Consider the following 16,371-nt stretch of genomic DNA (forward strand, 5'->3'; position numbering starts at 1 on the left):
ATTGCTAACGTCCCAGATATGGCACGTGCCTCTGGGCTTTGTTTATATCTTCTAAGCTAGTGGATTTGTACGGCACTTTCAAGTGACTACTTAGAGGCATGTGCTATATCGTTTGTTAGCCTTCGTTACTTTTAATTCTTTGATATGCTTCGACTTTTCTCAGGTGTTTCGTCAATACATCCGTTGAAAGGTTTTTTGTAGTAAAAATGATCTTTTGGCCTTCATTTGTCATTTTTTCGATCACACAATATTCTACATTTAAAAAGTCGTCCGCTTTGAAGGATGTTTTTATGAATTCTGTAGCTTCGTTTAGATCGTCTAAATAGAAGTTGGATACGAACATATCTAAATGAGTCATGAGGGAGGCTAATTTGTTCAATTCTTCTTTTAAGTTAACCGGGGCATTTCTGGTAATTAGGTCGCTTTTGCAAGGCCCCCAAGAATCGTAGCTTTTAAGAAGAGTATCTGGATCAAGTAAGAATTGATATGATCCATCAGAAGATTCGGGCGAAGAAGATGATTGATCAGCTTTATATTCAATATGATATTTTGGGTATTCGCGATGTTGAGTATAATTCCGAAGTTTCGAGAAAAAACGATATTCAAAAAATGTGTCAAAGATTTCTGAGGTCTTCTTTTCAAAGGATTCCTTGTGAGAAGAATTCTTACCAAACCTTCTGTTCAGTTGAGATGGTATATGGTCGACATATGCCCTAAAAGAAGCAAGTAAGTTGCTCAAATGACGATTTATATTAAATGTCAGTTCATCGAATTGGCTAGTTCTTGCCGTCATGTTGAGCGGTGGAACATCAACGGAAATCAGATATTCCATTAAGTCGGTAAAGTTGAAGAGGAATATCTTAAATAGATTCTGACAATTACCAAAGAGCGCCAAGTTCTTAGAGATTTTCAATAGCTTCTTATACTCTTTCTCAGATATCTCTCTTCCTGTTAGGACCTCCTTATTTGTAACTGTTCCGAAATATCTTGGCATTACGAGAGTATACAGACTGATAGTCTACTTTTATTTGAATTCTTTTTTAATTTCTTCAATAGCCGCAAGTTGCGCATTAGAATTTTTTTCTAGTAGTTCTTTTAGTTTACTAAGCTCTTCCTTGGCATTCACTCTTAATTCATTTTCAATATAATTCTCTAGTTCATCATAGACTTCATCATTTTCCTGATGTTTGTCAAGTTCATCTTCATAAATCTGAATTTCCTCCCCGAGGATCTTAATTTTAGAATAAACATCAAAAAGGTTTTGTTGATCTTCGTTACTCCATAATTCAGGATTATCGAGTTGAAAATACATTGGTGCGGTCGAATTCAAGAGGCTAGATTCCCCTTGTTCAATAATCTTAAAATATGCTTCCCATATCTGTTCAAAGAGTTCACCGTCCATGTCTCTTTCGAGGACATTTTTAATAGCATTAACAATTATCGTTGCGGATTGAACATTTTGAAACATAGCCTTAGCAGCTTCTTCAGCAGCATCTAACTTCTTATCATAGAGGCTTTTTTTGAGTTCTCTTTTGAATTCAACTCTTTTTTGAAAAAAATCAACAATTCCTTTCAGAATGATTGTTGCAACCGTTCCGGTTAAGAATCCGATAATTGTCTCTTGTGAGATCTCCATATGAAGGCTAACGCCTGTGTAGGACGATGTGCCCTCACAGCTTGATTAAAGCAGAAAGATAGCCGATCCGAACACAACCACAAAAGTCTGTTTAACCATTACTCTTGATTGGGACTGCTAGAGAAACCACAAATGACTCTATCGGTATTCTAGAGATTCCGCGTGGAGTGGCGGTGAATGTTTTGGCATTGATTTGGTAAGCTCGCAAAGGCATTAGTACATACACCATGTTAGGCACAGTTACTCTACGCTTAGGTTGAAGAGGTGTTTGCTATACCTTGCATAGGTAAGTTGCAGTTTGGTGGTTGTATTTAGTTGTTCAACTGGAATGTTAAAACGATCCAAATCGTAGTATGTAAGTTCAAATTTCGGCTTGGTTCTTACGATGATGTTTTTATCAGCTCCTTTTATTTTTGTTACTTCGGCTGTTATTGAATCACTAACTCGAAGATTAATGTCTTTTTTGAGCTTAGATAAAGGTTTCCAATAAGCTGTATATCCAAAGTATATTGTTACACACACTAGGCAGATCAATGAAATTACAAACTCTTCAGGCTTATAGAAGTAAACCAAGACTGGCATAATTGACGCAGGGACAATACCTATCAATGCGATTTTTTTGAATTGATCCATTCCCGTAATTTCGGCCTTCAGTTCATCGAGTTCGTCAGATGTCATTTTGATATTGCAGTTAACCTTTGGTTGTGCCTAATGCCCAACTAAAATGAGTATGAGACCCAGTCGCTAGAAAAACTAAGGTTTCTAGATTGCATTATCCTATCAGATGACTCACTTTACATATTCATTTTAGCGTCTGTTATATTCAGTTATTTTTGATGCAGTGACACAGATGTTTATATCGTTTCCAATATTGATTGTTAGGGTATTCGATCGTACTTGCATAAATAAGCTCTCCATCGTTCCAACTAATAATATATGTTGAACTGTCGTTTGAAATATACGTATTGGCTCCATCTTCCGACCATCCAACACCAACATAAAAATCGATTAGAATATGTGATGTTCCATAAGCTGGATCTATATACTGAACTATATCAAAGTTATTTTGATTCTTTTCAGAAGTTAGAAACTCCTCAAAATCCATCCATTCAGATGGACTAGGTAGGTGCCACCCTTCCGGACATATACCCTTTACTTCACTTGGGGATTGAGTGCTGTTTGTTTCTCCATTCATTGATGTTTCCCAAGTGTAATATCTTCCTTTATCAGAATTTGATGTATCATCTCTTAAATAACTGGTTTCTTCACCAGCGTCATACCTTAAAGGATCATACATCCAAATCTGTTCTCCATTCTTGACAATTGAATATTCATTGCCGTCACGATCGTCTATTAATAATCCGGCTTTTTCTTCAATTGTGAATTCACTATTATTTGAACATTGGTTTACATCTGTGACTTTGACATTGTAGCTACCTGGAGCTAAATCGAAAATATCTTTTGTTTCGGAACTGTTAGACCAATGAATAGTGTAAGGAGGTACGCCACCATCAATTGATAGTTCAATCGATCCATTGTTTTCAAGAAAATCACTTGCAATTATCGTTGCATCAATTTCTATTTTAGAAGGTTCACGGATCACATTAATCTCACTGACTATTTTGGCTCTTCCTTCACTATCAGTAATCACCACACTGTACTCACCAGTTTCCATGATATTTTCTACATCTTCAGATGTACTCTGATCTGACCAAAGAAAGTTATATGGTGGAACTCCCCCTGTAACAGTCAAATCAATTTTTCCATTTTGGACACATGTAATTTTGGTGACATGGTAAGTTGCATCTAATAATTCGATCTCTTCATTGCCGCAGGATTGTATCAAAAGCAGTATTAAAATTCCTATATATTTAAATGACTTAATCATATTCTTCATGTAGTATTTAATATAACGCCTGTGTAGGACGATGTGCCCTCACAGTTTGATCAAAGCAGAAATATAGCCGATCCGAGTACAACCACAAAAGTCAGTTTGGCCATTGCTGTAGTTTTGGACTGCTAAGGAATCCACGAATGCGTAATCGGTATTCTAGAGTTTCCGCGAGGAGAGGTGGTGCTGATTCTGGCATTGACTCGAAAAGCTTGCAAGGGCATTCGTACCTACACCATGTTATAGTGCGTCAATTTCTCTCCGTATTTGTCTAAGGGTTTTATTAGAGAGTTTGAGGCAATCATCAACTTCATCTGGTGTCACAACTTTTAGCATAAACTCAGCAACACTTCTATTAGTTTGTGTACATCCAAATATAGTTTTAACTGGTTCATCATCATTAACATGGTTTCTGATTATTTGTTCAGTCATCAATGAACTTTGTCTGGCTAATCCCCAAAACGCATAACTCCTAACAACTGGGTTGTTGAAATTAGTCAATTGGATTAAGTCTTCCTCAGTGCATAAATCTAGAAGCGATTCAAAATTCTTGTATTGCTGCGATGTATAGGCTCCAGGTCCAGTAAATTCGCCCTTGAGTTGATTCGTTTCAGTCAAATTTGAAATTATATCAGTTAACTCTGGCCTAATTGATTGTTCATTAATGGGACTCCATGACTGAGAATTTCCGTTAGAAAAACAAATTGTTATAAGTATTGAAGTGATTAGAATTTTCATCCTCTATTTTCCTGTTGATCTACGATAAGCATGAACTGTAACGTTTGTGTAATGCGCATGAGCATTATCTATCTCCCAAATATACCCACAGATTTCATTTGGTCAAGAGGACTACTAATGCCTATCAACGGCGACTACTTACGTGTGTGGATATTGCTATCGATCGACTGTGGTATGTTCACACCACCACAAACTCCTCTTTCTTTGCCTCACATGTTGGGCAGAGATAGGACTCGGGCAGACTGTCGAAGGTAGTGCCGGGGGCTATATCGGCGGCTTCGTCGCCGTACTGAGCATCATAGATGGTCAGGCAGTGCTTGCACTGATAGCGTTCAGATACTGAGGTGGGCGTTGGAGCGACCTCCTTTTTTGGAGTCGACTTGGGCTGGTCTTCGATCTGATCGAAATACATCACACTCAATTCCATCAATAAGGCAGGCAATACATTTTTGGTCACGTTTTTCACGTAAGTGAGATATGCTGCCGAATTTGGATTGAAGTTTTTGGCATACAAAATATTGTAGGTATTACTACCATCTCCTTCGGCCGCATTGATCTCTATCACCACCGAAGTAAACAGATAGATATCGTCGTTAGGTTTGATGGTGAACGTGAGTCCGGAAGTGCTAATATCCTGTTGGTCGAGGGCTCGAACCAAATAGTTTTTGAGTTCCAGTGCTTCTTCGCTCAGTACCGGCAAATGCCAGTTGAGTTCCAAGGAAGAGTGGCGCAGATTGATACCAAATCGCCCCATCAGCTTTTCCCAGCCCAAGAGATAATTTTCTTCTATTCCTTTAATGATCAAAGATTTCCATGGGGTCAAACTGATTTTACCAACATTGGTCTCCATGCATCTTTTGCAAAGTGCAATCAAAAAATTGATTGTGAACTTATTGTTCCTCCAGTACAGACCCAACCAATAATTTCCCCCAGGCTCTCTATTCAACCCTTCATAATAAGGGAAGGCCGGTTCAGGATATTTCAGCTCCTCTACCGGATTCAGGGTGTTCAGTTCTTGTTGGTCTACCACAGAAAATATATCCTCCGCCGACAGCGATTCATCGTTCAAATCCAATTCATTCAAGGCACGTGCGGCCTTAGCCAAATCATAACCATGAATGATCTTCCCGTACGGAATAGGTAGGTTATCAAATTGTTTCAATCGCAAATAGAGATACCAATAGTTGTCTGTAGTAGAGGCTATGAAGTTGATGTTTCCAGTAAACAAGGGCACCATGCTTTGCGACGGATCTACCAGATTAATTCGGTGCTTGGCCCTAAAATCGAAGCTGTCCAGGATATGGTGATAGACATGCGGTACGAGCCATTTTTTGTTGGGCATCACATCCAAGGCCACATAAGAACTCACTATATTTTGGTGTGTAAACTCGTTGACCTCGTATTCGGTATTGATCGATCTGAAGATGTTTTCCAGCAATGCCTGACTCCTGTCCTTGGCCGGAAAAAGGATATCCTGACGAGAGCCCAAATGGATAAACTCCGAGCCTAACTCTTTGGCCGTTGTCAAAATGCGTAAAAAGTCTCCGGGAGAAAGTATGCCACCCTTCACAAATACCCTGACCAAATTCTTCTTCTCCATTGCTAATTGTTTGTATCAAATATAAGGGAATCAGGAAACGAGCTCAACTTCTTTTTGCTCCAAATGTTTCTTCAGCATCTGCTGCACTTCCCCTTTACAACTTCCACAGCCCAATCCTGCGCCAGTGGTTTGACAAGCATCCACTAAAGTAGTACACCCACCTTCAAAGGCTTTTTCCAAATTGCCAGTGCCCACATTGCTACAAGAACAAACCAGATTGCCCAGCATGGGTTCTGCAGCCTGCCCAGAGCGAAGCAGTTCTTTTCGTTTTTCAGATAGCTCTACTTCATTCTCTATCAGCTCTTTGAATTCTGCAAACTCAGCCTTGTCCCCCATCAGCACTGCACCGACCAGACGGTCTTGGTGAATGATACATTTCTTATAATACTTCATCGACTTATCGATAAAGATAATTTCGTCATAGTCTTTCATGCTCAGTGGTGCATCCGCCATCCCGATAGAGCATAGGTCTAAATCTGGAAACTTCAGAATGTTCATCGGCACAGTGCCAGTATACAAAGCACTCAAATCCCCGCCAATATGCCTGGCTGCTATATCTGCCTGGTCTTCAGCCGCGGCTGTAGTTCCGTTGAGTTTTTGATTGTGCTCAGCGATTTCGCCGATGGCATAGATGGACTTTTCGCTGGTCTGCATATAGTCATTCACAATGATGCCCCGTCCACACTTTAGGCTGGCTATTCTGGCCAGTTGATCATTGGGTCTGGTGCCAATCGCAAATACTGCCGCCTGGCAGTCGATTTTCTTTCCACTCTTTAGATCGATTTTGATGTCTCTTTCTCCCCGAACATTGATATTGTGAACTTCATCATTCGTATACACATGCACCCCCATCTCTTCGATCATCTGACGAAGCAAGGTACTCGCCATGGTATCGAGCTGGCGCTCCATCAGGCGGGTGGACAACTGCACAATAGACACTTCTACGTCTATCTCTCTCAGTGCAGAAGCCAACTCCAATCCCAGTAGGCCACCCCCCACAATCAACACGTGGCCTTTGTTGTCTATATATTTTTTCAATCCGTCAGCACTGTAGCGATCTCGCATGGTAAACAAGCCTGGCAATTCCATCGGAATATTGTTGGGCACAAAAGCCCTTGAGCCCGTGGCCAAAACGAGCCTGTCATAGCCATGCTCCAATCCTTTGGAGTCGGTGACCGTTTGCTTCACTTTGTCGATGTCGTCAATGCTGGTGGACTTGTGAAGTACCACGTTCAGCTCTTCAAATTCACCGTATTTGAATTTGAGCAAATCTTCCCACTCCTTGTGCTCATTCACATATTCAGGCAGTAATACCCGATTGTAGAATGGATATTCCTCTTTCGAGAAAACATGGATTTCATCTATCGTGTTCAGTTCACGGTAAGAATTGATAAAACGATAAGCAGCCGCACCAGCTCCAACGATAACTATCTTCTCCTTGGGCTTGTTGTACCTTGCTACACTCACAGCCGAGTATTTAAACCCCGGCTGCTTCGATGTAGGATCAAAAACCTTACTGGTCATATTATTAGCTCTGCCGAAGGTGTTTTGAAGTATTTTCCCCCAATGCATAGGAAGGAATACCACTCCTTTTTTAATTTTTTCTGTAATCTGCGCATTAACTCGTACTTCACCGCGATCATTCTTTACCACCACGGGCATGCCTTCTTCTATGCCTTTGGCTTTGGCATCTTCCGGATGAATTTCTAAAAAAGGCTTAGGAATGTGTTTGTTGAGCTTATTTACTTTGCCCGTACGAGTCATCGTATGCCATTGATCGCGTATCCGTCCAGTAGTCAGTATCAGCGGATACTCTTCAGATAATTGGTCTCCTTCGTTTTTGTTGCCTCCAGGCAATATCTGCGCTTTGCCCGATGGCGTATAAAATCTCTTGTCCTCAAACAATCGAAGTGTACCTGGGTGGTCTTCAGAAGGCACTGGCCATTGCACAGTTCCCTGCGCCTTCAGTCTCTCATAAGTCAGGCCTGAAATGTCGATGTTTGTACCTTTGGTGAGTCGACAATGCTCTGCGTATATCTCTTCTATGGAATGAAAATTGAATCCTCCATAGCCCATGCGTCGGGCAAATCGGATCAAAATTTCATTGTCAGGCAAGGCCTCTCCCGGCGCATCCACGATCTTTGGCAAGTAGCTGATCCTGCGCTCTGAGTTGGTCATGGTGCCCTCCTTCTCCAACCAGCCTGCTGCTGGCAATACCAGGTCAGCGTACTTAGAAGTATCAGATCTCGACGAGATATCTTGTACCACTACAAACTTTGCTTTCTTCAAGGCGCGATCTACCAGATCCGCATTGGGCATACTCACCGAGGGGTTGGTACAGATGATCCAGACGGCCTTCATTTCGCCAGAATCTAAGGCATCAAACATCTGGGTGGCAGTGAGTCCTGGCTTGTCCGGCATGGACTCTACTCCCCAAAAATCAGCGACTTCTTTTCTATGATCGACGTTGGTTTGCACACGATGTGCAGCCAATAAGGAAGCCATGCCTCCTACTTCTCTTCCTCCCATGGCATTGGGCTGGCCGGTCAGTGAGAAAGGACCGGATCCCGGCTTACCAATATGACCAGTGATTAAGTTTAAATTAATAAGTGCCAGGTTATTGTTTACGCCTTGGGTACTCTGGTTCAAACCCATCGTCCACAGCGATAAGAAACCTTTGGCATCCCCAATGTATTGAGCAGCCAGCTGGATTTGATCAGCGGGCACATCACAAATCGCAGCCGCTTCCTCAATTGAGGTCTTAAATACTTTTTCTTTATAATCTTCAAAACCATCAGTATGGCTTTGAATGAATTTTAAATCGAAATTGCCGTTTTCGATCAATACACGACCGATGGCATGCAACAAGGTCTCGTCCGTACCGGGCGTCAGTTGCAAATGCAAATCCGCCAAGGCACAAGAATCTGTGACTCGAGGATCGATCACCACAATTTTGGTATTCGGATTTTGTTCTTTGTGCTGCTCGATTCTTCTGAATAGGATCGGATGACACCAGGCTGGATTAGCTCCAGCGATCAAAAAACAGTCGGCCAGCTCGATATCTTCATAGGCAATGGGTACCGCATCTTCACCAAGTGTCCTGGTATAGCCCACCACGGCTGAACTCATACATAGTCGCGAGTTGGTGTCGATGTTGTTGGTGCCGATATAACCTTTGGTCAATTTGTTGACTAGATAATACTCCTCTGTCAGGCACTGGCCTGAAATATAGAAGCCAACAGAATTTGGCCCATGCTTTTCAATAAAAGTTTTGAAAACAGCTGCGGCACGATCAATCGCCGCGTCCCAGCTCACTCTTTCTAAAGGATGATGCTTAGATCCACGCATTTGTGGATATAGCAGACGATCGCTTTGATCCTGAACTACGTAGTTTAGGCTTTGACCTTTGGAGCATAACATGCCTCGATTCACCGGATGGTTGGAAGTGCCTTCGAGTTCAATGACTCCCTTTTTATTGATCTCTACATCAATACCGCAGCCTACGCCGCAATAAGAGCAGGTTGTTTTAGCTTTTACCGGAAGGTTCTTTTGTGATGCACTCATATCCATTGATTTTGAACCAAGCCCTGATAAGGCTCAGAGTCATGAACAAAAGTACGTATTTTTGAATGAATAATTACGTATTTATACGTAATTATTCATAAAAATGACTCAACCAATTTCGATCTCTGAAGTTTGTTGGTGACCACACTAACAAGGCAGATGGCTGTACGACAACATCAGAAGAATATACAAGTGGATCACCCGGACTAACGCCGGGTGATGACGTGGGAATCAAACAGTCAATCAACCAATAATATAAGGCTCGCTGTCGATTTTTCGGATCAGTTCAGTGATGTTACTTACTTCGAGCTTTTTCATGATGTTGAAGCGGTGGGTTTCTACGGTACGGATGCTTTTGCCGAGTTCGTCAGCAATTTCCTTGTTGCTGTGGCCCTCATAGACCAGTTGCAGGATTTGTTTTTCTCTTTTTGTGATGTGGTAATCAGTTTTTACCATCGTGCCGCCAGAATCAGTCGCAGAAGTACTTCCAGGTTTTTTGTTCAAGTAGCCATTCACCAGGACATCCGAAATATCACCACTGAAATACTTATGACCCTCCAGGATACTTCGCAATGCTTTCACAAATTCTTCCTTAGTCGTGTCCTTAAGTAAATAGCCTGATGCACCGCATTCTACACTTTTGATGATGTACTCTTCATCGTCGTGCATGGAAAGAATCAAGGTCTTGGTATCTGGAGATATTTTTTTCAACTCGGCTGTAGCTTCGAGTCCATTCATAATCGGCATACGAATGTCTGAAATCAAGATATCCGGCTTTAGTTGACTCACTTTTTCAATGGCTTCTTGTCCATTGGAAGCCTCAGCAATTACTTCAACTTCGCCTTCACTTTCGAGCAAAATTTTGATTCCGTTTCTTACTATGACATGATCGTCGGCTAAGATTACTTTTATCGTATCCATAAGTCTAGCTTAAAGGTAGTTTGATAATAATTTTCGTTCCTACCCCGAGTTTTGTTTGAATATCGAAAGAGCCATTGATAAAGGCCGCTCTTTCTTTCATATTAAAAATACCATGCCCGGACGCTCCAAAATGTCCGGTTTTCTCTAGCTTCTCAAATTCAAAGCCCTTTCCATTGTCTTCCACAGTAACAATAAGGTGCGATGGATTGTGTTCAAAACTAATAACAATTTTGTCGGCCTGCGCATATTTGATGCCGTTGTTTACCGCTTCTTGTACGATTCGGTACAAGTTCGTTTCTACATTTTTGTCCAGCCGATTGATGAAGTTGGTTTTATTGTCAAACTCCACAACTGTGTTGGACAGGGCCGTGACTTCCTGACTGATTTTTTTCATGGCAGGCGTAATGCCAAAATCCACCAAGCTACTTGGTGTCAGGTTGAATGACACTCGACGAACTTCTTTAATCACACTTTTCATCAGGTCTTTAGTATCTCGGATTCGTTTCTTCATGTGAGGGGAATCCGAAGGGGTGATACCCTCCAGGTTAAGTTTCAATCCGGTCAGCATCTGCCCAATACCATCATGTATTTCCTGAGAAATTCGCTTTCGCTCTTCTTCCTGCCCTTCTAGTATCAGTACCGAACGATACTGTTGCTCCTTTACTCGCTTTTCAATTGCTTCTCGGTTGATTTCTCTAGACCGCTGTTTGGCTTCCTTCACTTCTGTTACATCTCTGCCAATGGCCAAGATTTTAGTTTCACCGGTCACACCATTCGTCACAGGCTGCATCGACATATCCAACCAGATCAAGTCTCCGTCGAGGTCAGTCACATTGATCTCTCCATTCCAGGCCTCACCTCTTGATAGGATGCTTCTCAGACTGGTAATAAAATCATCGTTCAGATTTTCTTCTTTAAACCAGTCGAAAATATTTTTCGAAAAAGCTTCACCATTGATCGACATGATTTGCTTAAAATGATCTGAAACATACTCTATCTCTCCATCAGCATTTAGTTTGAGCAGCGTAGTCGGATCTGCCGACACGATATTAACCGCTTCCAAATCCTGGTAGGACTTGCCCAATTCGTTATACAGTTTATTCAACTCCGCCGTCATCCGTTTGGCTGACTCTTCTGATTCAATCAAGGCGGCGTAGATAGATTTGAATTCCAGATAGGCAGGTCTCATGATTGTACCAAAAGCGACCAAAAGCAAAAAAACTACTAAGGCTATGAAGATGAGCTGGGGCTGATTGACGTGTTTAACTTCTAAATATTCCAGTAGTAAAAACTGACCGATAACAGCTAAAAAGGCAACTCCAAAGGAAGCTGCCATAAAAATTCTAACCAGTTTGCTAAGTGCCTGTGTCTTCTTCAAGGTTTTTTACTTTGATGCAAAAAATAATATCTCTACTGAGTTAGTTTTTAAATCCTACGTAAACATACCCATTTTCTACCTTAACCGGATACGTAGCAAGTGCACAATGATCTCCGTTCAGGTTTTTTCCATCTTTCAATGAAAATGTCTGTTTGTGAAAAGGGCAAGCCACCTTAGGCTCTTCAGCCTCTGAGCCCAACATACCTCTGCTCAAAATCATTTGCTGCTTATGTGGACAAAGGTTTTGCGTAGCGAACCATTCCTTCCTGCGCGTAAAATTGAAGACCGCCACTTGCAGGCCTTTATGTTCCGCACATACGCCGCCATTGGCTGGGAAGTCTTTCTCAGCCGCCACTTCTACCCAGGCACCTACCTCTTCCGCCGTCACCGTTTTATATTCTATTGTCTCAGTCATTGCTTAATTATTTGCTCTCCACTAATTCTTTGTCCCAATCTACAGGCTTCTTCTGTCCTCTAAAGTCCTCAAACTTCATGGTCGGGTCAGGAATGTCAGCATTTACAAAATGTGTGAATTTCTTTCTCAACTCTGGATTGTTTACAACCTCTTTCCACTCGCACTTATAGGTATCTACCATAAAGTCCATCTCTCTTTCGAGGTCTGCTCCAATACCCAAAGAGTCCTCAACCACTACTTGTTTGAGATATTCTATTCCTCCTTCTAGTTTGTTCAACCAGGTAGCTGTTCTATTGAGCGGCTCGGCCGTTTTGATGTAGAACATCAAGAATCTGTCGATGTATTTTTTACAAGTTTCAGAGTCAATATCTCCGGCCAACAATAAGGCGTGTTGCGGATTTGAACCACCATTCCCACAGACATATAGGTTCCATCCAACCTCCGTAGCAATGATCCCAAAGTCTTTGCTCAACGCCTCCGCACATTCTCTTCGACAGCCAGATACGGCACTCTTCAATTTGTGTGGTGAACGCAAGCCTCTATATCTCTCTTCTACTTCTATGGCAAAGGACACGGAGTCGTGCAATCCATATCTACACCAGGATGACCCCACGCAGCTCTTCACCGTTCTTAGTGATTTGCCGTACGCATGGCCACTTTCGAATCCTGCGTCAATCAGCTCCTCCCAGATATCTGGCAGTTGGTTTACTGAGGCACCAAACAAGTCGATTCGCTGACCTCCTGTGATTTTGGTATACAGATCATACTTTTTAGCTACCTGACCGATAACAATTAGCTTGTCAGGTGTGATTTCTCCGCCGGGGATTCTTGGCACCACAGAGTACGATCCTCCTTTTTGTATGTTGGCCAAGAATCTGTCATTAGTATCCTGAATCGTATCTTGATTCAAAATGAGTTCATTCCAGATACTCGCCATCAAAGAAGCCACTGCTGGCTTACAAACCTCACAACCATCGCCCGATCCATATGCATCCAGGAGGTCATCGTAACTCTTGATTCCTTTTACTTTGATCAAATCGAACAACTCCTGACGAGAATAGTCGAAGTGCTCGCACAATACTTTTTTGACTGTTTTGCCCATGGATTTCAATTGGTCGTTGAATATATCCGTGACCATGGGCGTACAAGCGCCACAGCCGGTTCCGGCTTTGGTACATGCCTTTACATCCGCGATGTTTTCCAGGTTTTGGTCGATCACAGCTTTGCATATATCGCCTTTAGTGACATTCTCACATGAGCAAATCTGAGCGGTATCTGGCAGCTCCATCTCTGCAGATTCACCACCTCTACTTCCTAAAATCAAATCTTCGGGATTGGGAGGCAATGCCATACCATTGAGAGTGACCTGCAGCAGCATGCCATAGACTTCTGCATCTCCTACTAATATGCCTCCAAGTAAAGTCTTCCCGTCTTCAGAAACATTGATTCTTTTATATATGCCTTCGAGATTGTCTTCGAATACGATCGGCTTGTGCGGTACGTTTTCGCATAGTGCGTCACCAAAACTGGCTACGTCTACGCCAATCAGCTTCAACTTAGTAGACATGTCATAGCTTTCGAAAACTTTTTCGTCTCCAGCGAGCAACTGATCCACCACCACATCGGCCATTTCGTAGCCGGGCGCTACAAGTCCATAAATGAAATTCTTATGTAGGGCACACTCGCCTATGGCGTAAATATCTTTATCGGTAGTTTCCAACAAATCATTGACTACGATTCCTCCTCTTGGGCCTACTTCGAGTCCACATTGTGCAGCCAGCTCATCTCGTGGCTTAATGCCACAGGAAATCACCAACATATCGGCCGCTAGCAATTGGCCGTCTGTAAACTCTAAGCCGGTCATTTTGTCTTCACCCAAAATACTCGCAGTATTTCTATTCATGTGGATGTTCACGCCCAATTCTTCCATTTTGGATTGCAAGGCATCAGATCCGCCCTGATCCAATTGCCTTGGCATCAAACGGGGAGCAAATTCGATTACATGTGTTTCTTGTTTCAAGTCCAGCATAGCTTTAGCGGCCTCTAGCCCTAAAAGACCACCACCTAATACTGCTGCTTTCTTTGACGTCTTGCCATATTCTATAATGGCTTCTAAATCCTCAATAGTTCGATATACGAAAACTCCTTGCATTTCAGACCCTTTTATCGGTGGCACAAATGCACTAGACCCTGTGGCCAGGATCAGTTTGTCGTAGGAAGCTTCCAACCCAGTATGGCTGGTTACTTTCTTGTTTTCGCGATCAATATTGACAATCAATTCGCCGGTAACCAGTTCTACGTCATTTTCTACGTACCAACTCCTGGGTGCCATCTCCAAATTAGAAACAGATTGGTTAGTAAAGTACTCACTGAGATGTACGCGATCATACGCCACATTGGGCTCTTCACCGAATACTTTAATTGAAAATTGTTTCTTTGTGGCCTTGGCACGCAGTTTTTCACAAAACTTGTAGCCCACCATTCCATTGCCAATGACTATGATCTTTTCCATATCTTAGAATTATTACGTAATATTACGTAGTTTTTCTAAGTAATGAAAAATATTTACGTAGTTAATTTAGAAATAGCCCGGATATCTACGTATGAAGTGGGCTCCATTTTTTCATTCTTGTCATAGCCGTTGTGCCAAATTATAAATGGCGATCAATAAATCATTAAATTAGCTTATGCCACTTTTCAAAAAACAGCTCGCCCGACCGAAATGGATTAGAGCTAAGGAAAAAGAGAAATGGTGGGAAATAACACCTCCTACAGAGGGGATCTCACGCACCAACCAGTTGGAATCTACCTTCGAAGCCAACAATGCGGGCGTTGGTGCCCTAGCCTCCATTGTATTTAGTGCTTGCGTATTTGGCCTTATGCTTGGTCTAGTCTTTCTACTAAACTGGATAGGAGAAAATTTTCTTTAGGCTAGTAACTGCTTCAGTCTATCCACAAAACGCCATACATCTTCATAACTATTATACATAGGCACTGCTGCTACTCGGATCACATTAGGTTCGCGCCAGTCGGCTATAATTCCATTCTCCCCCAATTGATTAAACAACTCTTTTCCTCCCTTGGCTAAGCACAAGGAAAGTTGTGCACCCCGCTGATTTGGATCAGCTGGTGTGATGATTTGAATTTTCTCCCCGTCCTTGTTTAGCTCGTTCAGCAAAAATTCCATGTAACCTGTAAGCAGCACACTCTTCTTTCTTAACTCTTGAATATCTGCCTTGGAGAAGATTTCTAGTGATGCCAAATGTGCAGCACTCGGCAGCACATTCACATTGCTGAGCTGCCAGGCATCAGCTCCCTCCATAGGGATGAAGCCTTTTTTCATTTGGAATCTCTGCGATTCGTCATGCCCCCACCAGCCAGCGAAACGCGGAAGGTCTGGATTACTACTATGGCGCTCATGCACAAACACACCCGATACGCTCCCTGGCCCTGAGTTCAGGTATTTGTACGAACACCAGACTGCGAAATCAACACCATCGTCGTGAAGGTTCAGCGGTACATTACCAAATGCATGAGCCAGATCGAACCCAACTAGCCCCCCACAATCATGACCTTTTTTAGTGATAGCAGGTATATCAAACAGCTGCCCAGTATAATACTGTACGCCAGCCATCATCACCAAAGCCAGTTGGTCTTTGTGTTCGTCTATGGCAGCCAGAATGTCTTCTGTTCTAAGCGTCTCTTCTCCTGATCTAGGCTTAAGTTCGATTAAAGCATCCTTGGGATCAAACAGTTTTTCACCACCTTTATTAGCATGAAAATGCAATTGCGTTTCCAATGCATACTGATCTGAAGGAAAGGCACCGGCCTCAGTTATTATCTTGAACCGATTGGCAGTTGGCCTATAAAATGACACCATCATCAAATGCAAGTTGGTGGTGAGGCTGTTCATAGACACCACTTCCATTTCTTTGGCGCCTGCCAATTTCGCTAAATGGCTCTTTAAAAATTTATGATAATGAAACCAAGGGCGTGTGGCACGTTCGTCAAAATGGCCTTCTACGCCAAGTTCTTGCCAGTCCTTTAGTTCTTGCTCGATATAACTTCGTGTGGCTTTTGGCTGCAAGCCTAAAGAATTTCCTACCAGATAGATACAATCTTCACCCTTGTGTTGGGGTATATAGAATTGATCTCTATAGGATTGAAGTGGGTCTTGGGTGTCGCATTCTTGTGCGAAGGATAATGTGTTTTGGTATGCAGTCACAAA

At 42.3% G+C, this 16,371-nt stretch carries 13 protein-coding genes; 1 reads left to right on the forward strand and 12 read right to left on the reverse strand.

From position 1 onward, the window contains the following. Positions 1-115: 115 nt before the first annotated feature. The 11 genes from ACO6S2_RS19885 to nirB form a co-directional block, all read right to left on the reverse strand. A complete protein-coding gene (locus tag ACO6S2_RS19885; RefSeq protein ID WP_422360311.1) occupies positions 116-994 on the reverse strand; it encodes a hypothetical protein in 879 nt (292 codons plus the stop codon). Positions 995-1,024: 30 nt separating this feature from the next. After that, positions 1,025-1,636: a hypothetical protein gene (locus ACO6S2_RS19890; protein WP_422360312.1), complete on the reverse strand. Its 612-nt coding sequence runs from the start codon at positions 1,634-1,636 to the stop codon at positions 1,025-1,027. A 240-nt stretch (positions 1,637-1,876) separates the two neighbouring features. Next, positions 1,877-2,314, reverse strand: a complete 438-nt coding sequence (locus ACO6S2_RS19895; RefSeq protein WP_422360313.1) for a hypothetical protein — start codon at positions 2,312-2,314, stop codon at positions 1,877-1,879. 145 nt (positions 2,315-2,459) lie between these two features. After that, the gene (locus tag ACO6S2_RS19900; protein ID WP_422360314.1) at positions 2,460-3,533 is read right to left on the reverse strand and encodes an FISUMP domain-containing protein; all 1,074 of its coding nucleotides are present in this window, start codon (positions 3,531-3,533) and stop codon (positions 2,460-2,462) included. A 234-nt stretch (positions 3,534-3,767) separates the two neighbouring features. Next, positions 3,768-4,265 (reverse strand): hypothetical protein, encoded by a 498-nt coding sequence (locus tag ACO6S2_RS19905; RefSeq protein ID WP_422360315.1) that lies wholly within the window; start codon positions 4,263-4,265, stop codon positions 3,768-3,770. A gap of 178 nt (positions 4,266-4,443) precedes the next feature. After that, positions 4,444-5,865: a rubredoxin gene (locus ACO6S2_RS19910; RefSeq protein ID WP_422360316.1), complete on the reverse strand. Its 1,422-nt coding sequence runs from the start codon at positions 5,863-5,865 to the stop codon at positions 4,444-4,446. A 30-nt stretch (positions 5,866-5,895) separates the two neighbouring features. Continuing rightward, on the reverse strand, positions 5,896-9,429 hold the full coding sequence (locus tag ACO6S2_RS19915) for a molybdopterin-dependent oxidoreductase (RefSeq protein ID WP_422360317.1): 3,534 nt from the start codon (positions 9,427-9,429) through the stop codon (positions 5,896-5,898). Between the two features lie 243 nt (positions 9,430-9,672). Next, positions 9,673-10,350: a response regulator transcription factor gene (locus tag ACO6S2_RS19920; RefSeq protein WP_422360318.1), complete on the reverse strand. Its 678-nt coding sequence runs from the start codon at positions 10,348-10,350 to the stop codon at positions 9,673-9,675. 4 nt (positions 10,351-10,354) lie between these two features. After that, the gene (locus ACO6S2_RS19925) at positions 10,355-11,728 is read right to left on the reverse strand and encodes an ATP-binding protein (protein ID WP_422360319.1); all 1,374 of its coding nucleotides are present in this window, start codon (positions 11,726-11,728) and stop codon (positions 10,355-10,357) included. A gap of 40 nt (positions 11,729-11,768) precedes the next feature. Next, complete coding sequence (nirD, locus tag ACO6S2_RS19930; protein ID WP_422360320.1) at positions 11,769-12,143, reverse strand: nitrite reductase small subunit NirD; 375 nt, start codon at positions 12,141-12,143, stop codon at positions 11,769-11,771. 7 nt (positions 12,144-12,150) lie between these two features. Then, the gene (gene nirB, locus ACO6S2_RS19935; RefSeq protein WP_422360321.1) at positions 12,151-14,655 is read right to left on the reverse strand and encodes a nitrite reductase large subunit NirB; all 2,505 of its coding nucleotides are present in this window, start codon (positions 14,653-14,655) and stop codon (positions 12,151-12,153) included. Positions 14,656-14,830: 175 nt separating this feature from the next. On the opposite strand from nirB, the gene ACO6S2_RS19940 reads away from it, so the two are divergent. Next, a complete protein-coding gene (locus ACO6S2_RS19940; RefSeq protein ID WP_422360322.1) occupies positions 14,831-15,073 on the forward strand; it encodes a hypothetical protein in 243 nt (80 codons plus the stop codon). Here the strand turns inward: ACO6S2_RS19940 and kynU are convergent. Beyond that, positions 15,070-16,368 (reverse strand): kynureninase, encoded by a 1,299-nt coding sequence (gene kynU / locus ACO6S2_RS19945; protein WP_422360323.1) that lies wholly within the window; start codon positions 16,366-16,368, stop codon positions 15,070-15,072. The two genes, ACO6S2_RS19940 and kynU, sit on opposite strands and share 4 nt — an antisense overlap. Positions 16,369-16,371: the final 3 nt, after the last annotated feature.

The sequence above is a fragment of the Reichenbachiella sp. genome (assembly GCF_965233835.1).
Lineage (GTDB): Bacteria > Bacteroidota > Bacteroidia > Cytophagales > Cyclobacteriaceae > Reichenbachiella.

What these genes read in the sequence shown, in the direction of transcription:
- ACO6S2_RS19885 (WP_422360311.1), bottom strand. Translation starts at nt 994, where the DNA reads ATGCCAAGATATTTCGGAACAGTTACAAATAAGGAGGTCCTAACAGGA.
- ACO6S2_RS19890 (WP_422360312.1), bottom strand. Translation starts at nt 1,636, where the DNA reads ATGGAGATCTCACAAGAGACAATTATCGGATTCTTAACCGGAACGGTT.
- ACO6S2_RS19895 (WP_422360313.1), bottom strand. Translation starts at nt 2,314, where the DNA reads ATGACATCTGACGAACTCGATGAACTGAAGGCCGAAATTACGGGAATG.
- ACO6S2_RS19900 (WP_422360314.1), bottom strand. Translation starts at nt 3,533, where the DNA reads ATGAAGAATATGATTAAGTCATTTAAATATATAGGAATTTTAATACTG.
- ACO6S2_RS19905 (WP_422360315.1), bottom strand. Translation starts at nt 4,265, where the DNA reads ATGAAAATTCTAATCACTTCAATACTTATAACAATTTGTTTTTCTAAC.
- ACO6S2_RS19910 (WP_422360316.1), bottom strand. Translation starts at nt 5,865, where the DNA reads ATGGAGAAGAAGAATTTGGTCAGGGTATTTGTGAAGGGTGGCATACTT.
- ACO6S2_RS19915 (WP_422360317.1), bottom strand. Translation starts at nt 9,429, where the DNA reads ATGAGTGCATCACAAAAGAACCTTCCGGTAAAAGCTAAAACAACCTGC.
- ACO6S2_RS19920 (WP_422360318.1), bottom strand. Translation starts at nt 10,350, where the DNA reads ATGGATACGATAAAAGTAATCTTAGCCGACGATCATGTCATAGTAAGA.
- nirD (WP_422360320.1), bottom strand. Translation starts at nt 12,143, where the DNA reads ATGACTGAGACAATAGAATATAAAACGGTGACGGCGGAAGAGGTAGGT.
- nirB (WP_422360321.1), bottom strand. Translation starts at nt 14,655, where the DNA reads ATGGAAAAGATCATAGTCATTGGCAATGGAATGGTGGGCTACAAGTTT.
- ACO6S2_RS19940 (WP_422360322.1), top strand. Translation starts at nt 14,831, where the DNA reads ATGCCACTTTTCAAAAAACAGCTCGCCCGACCGAAATGGATTAGAGCT.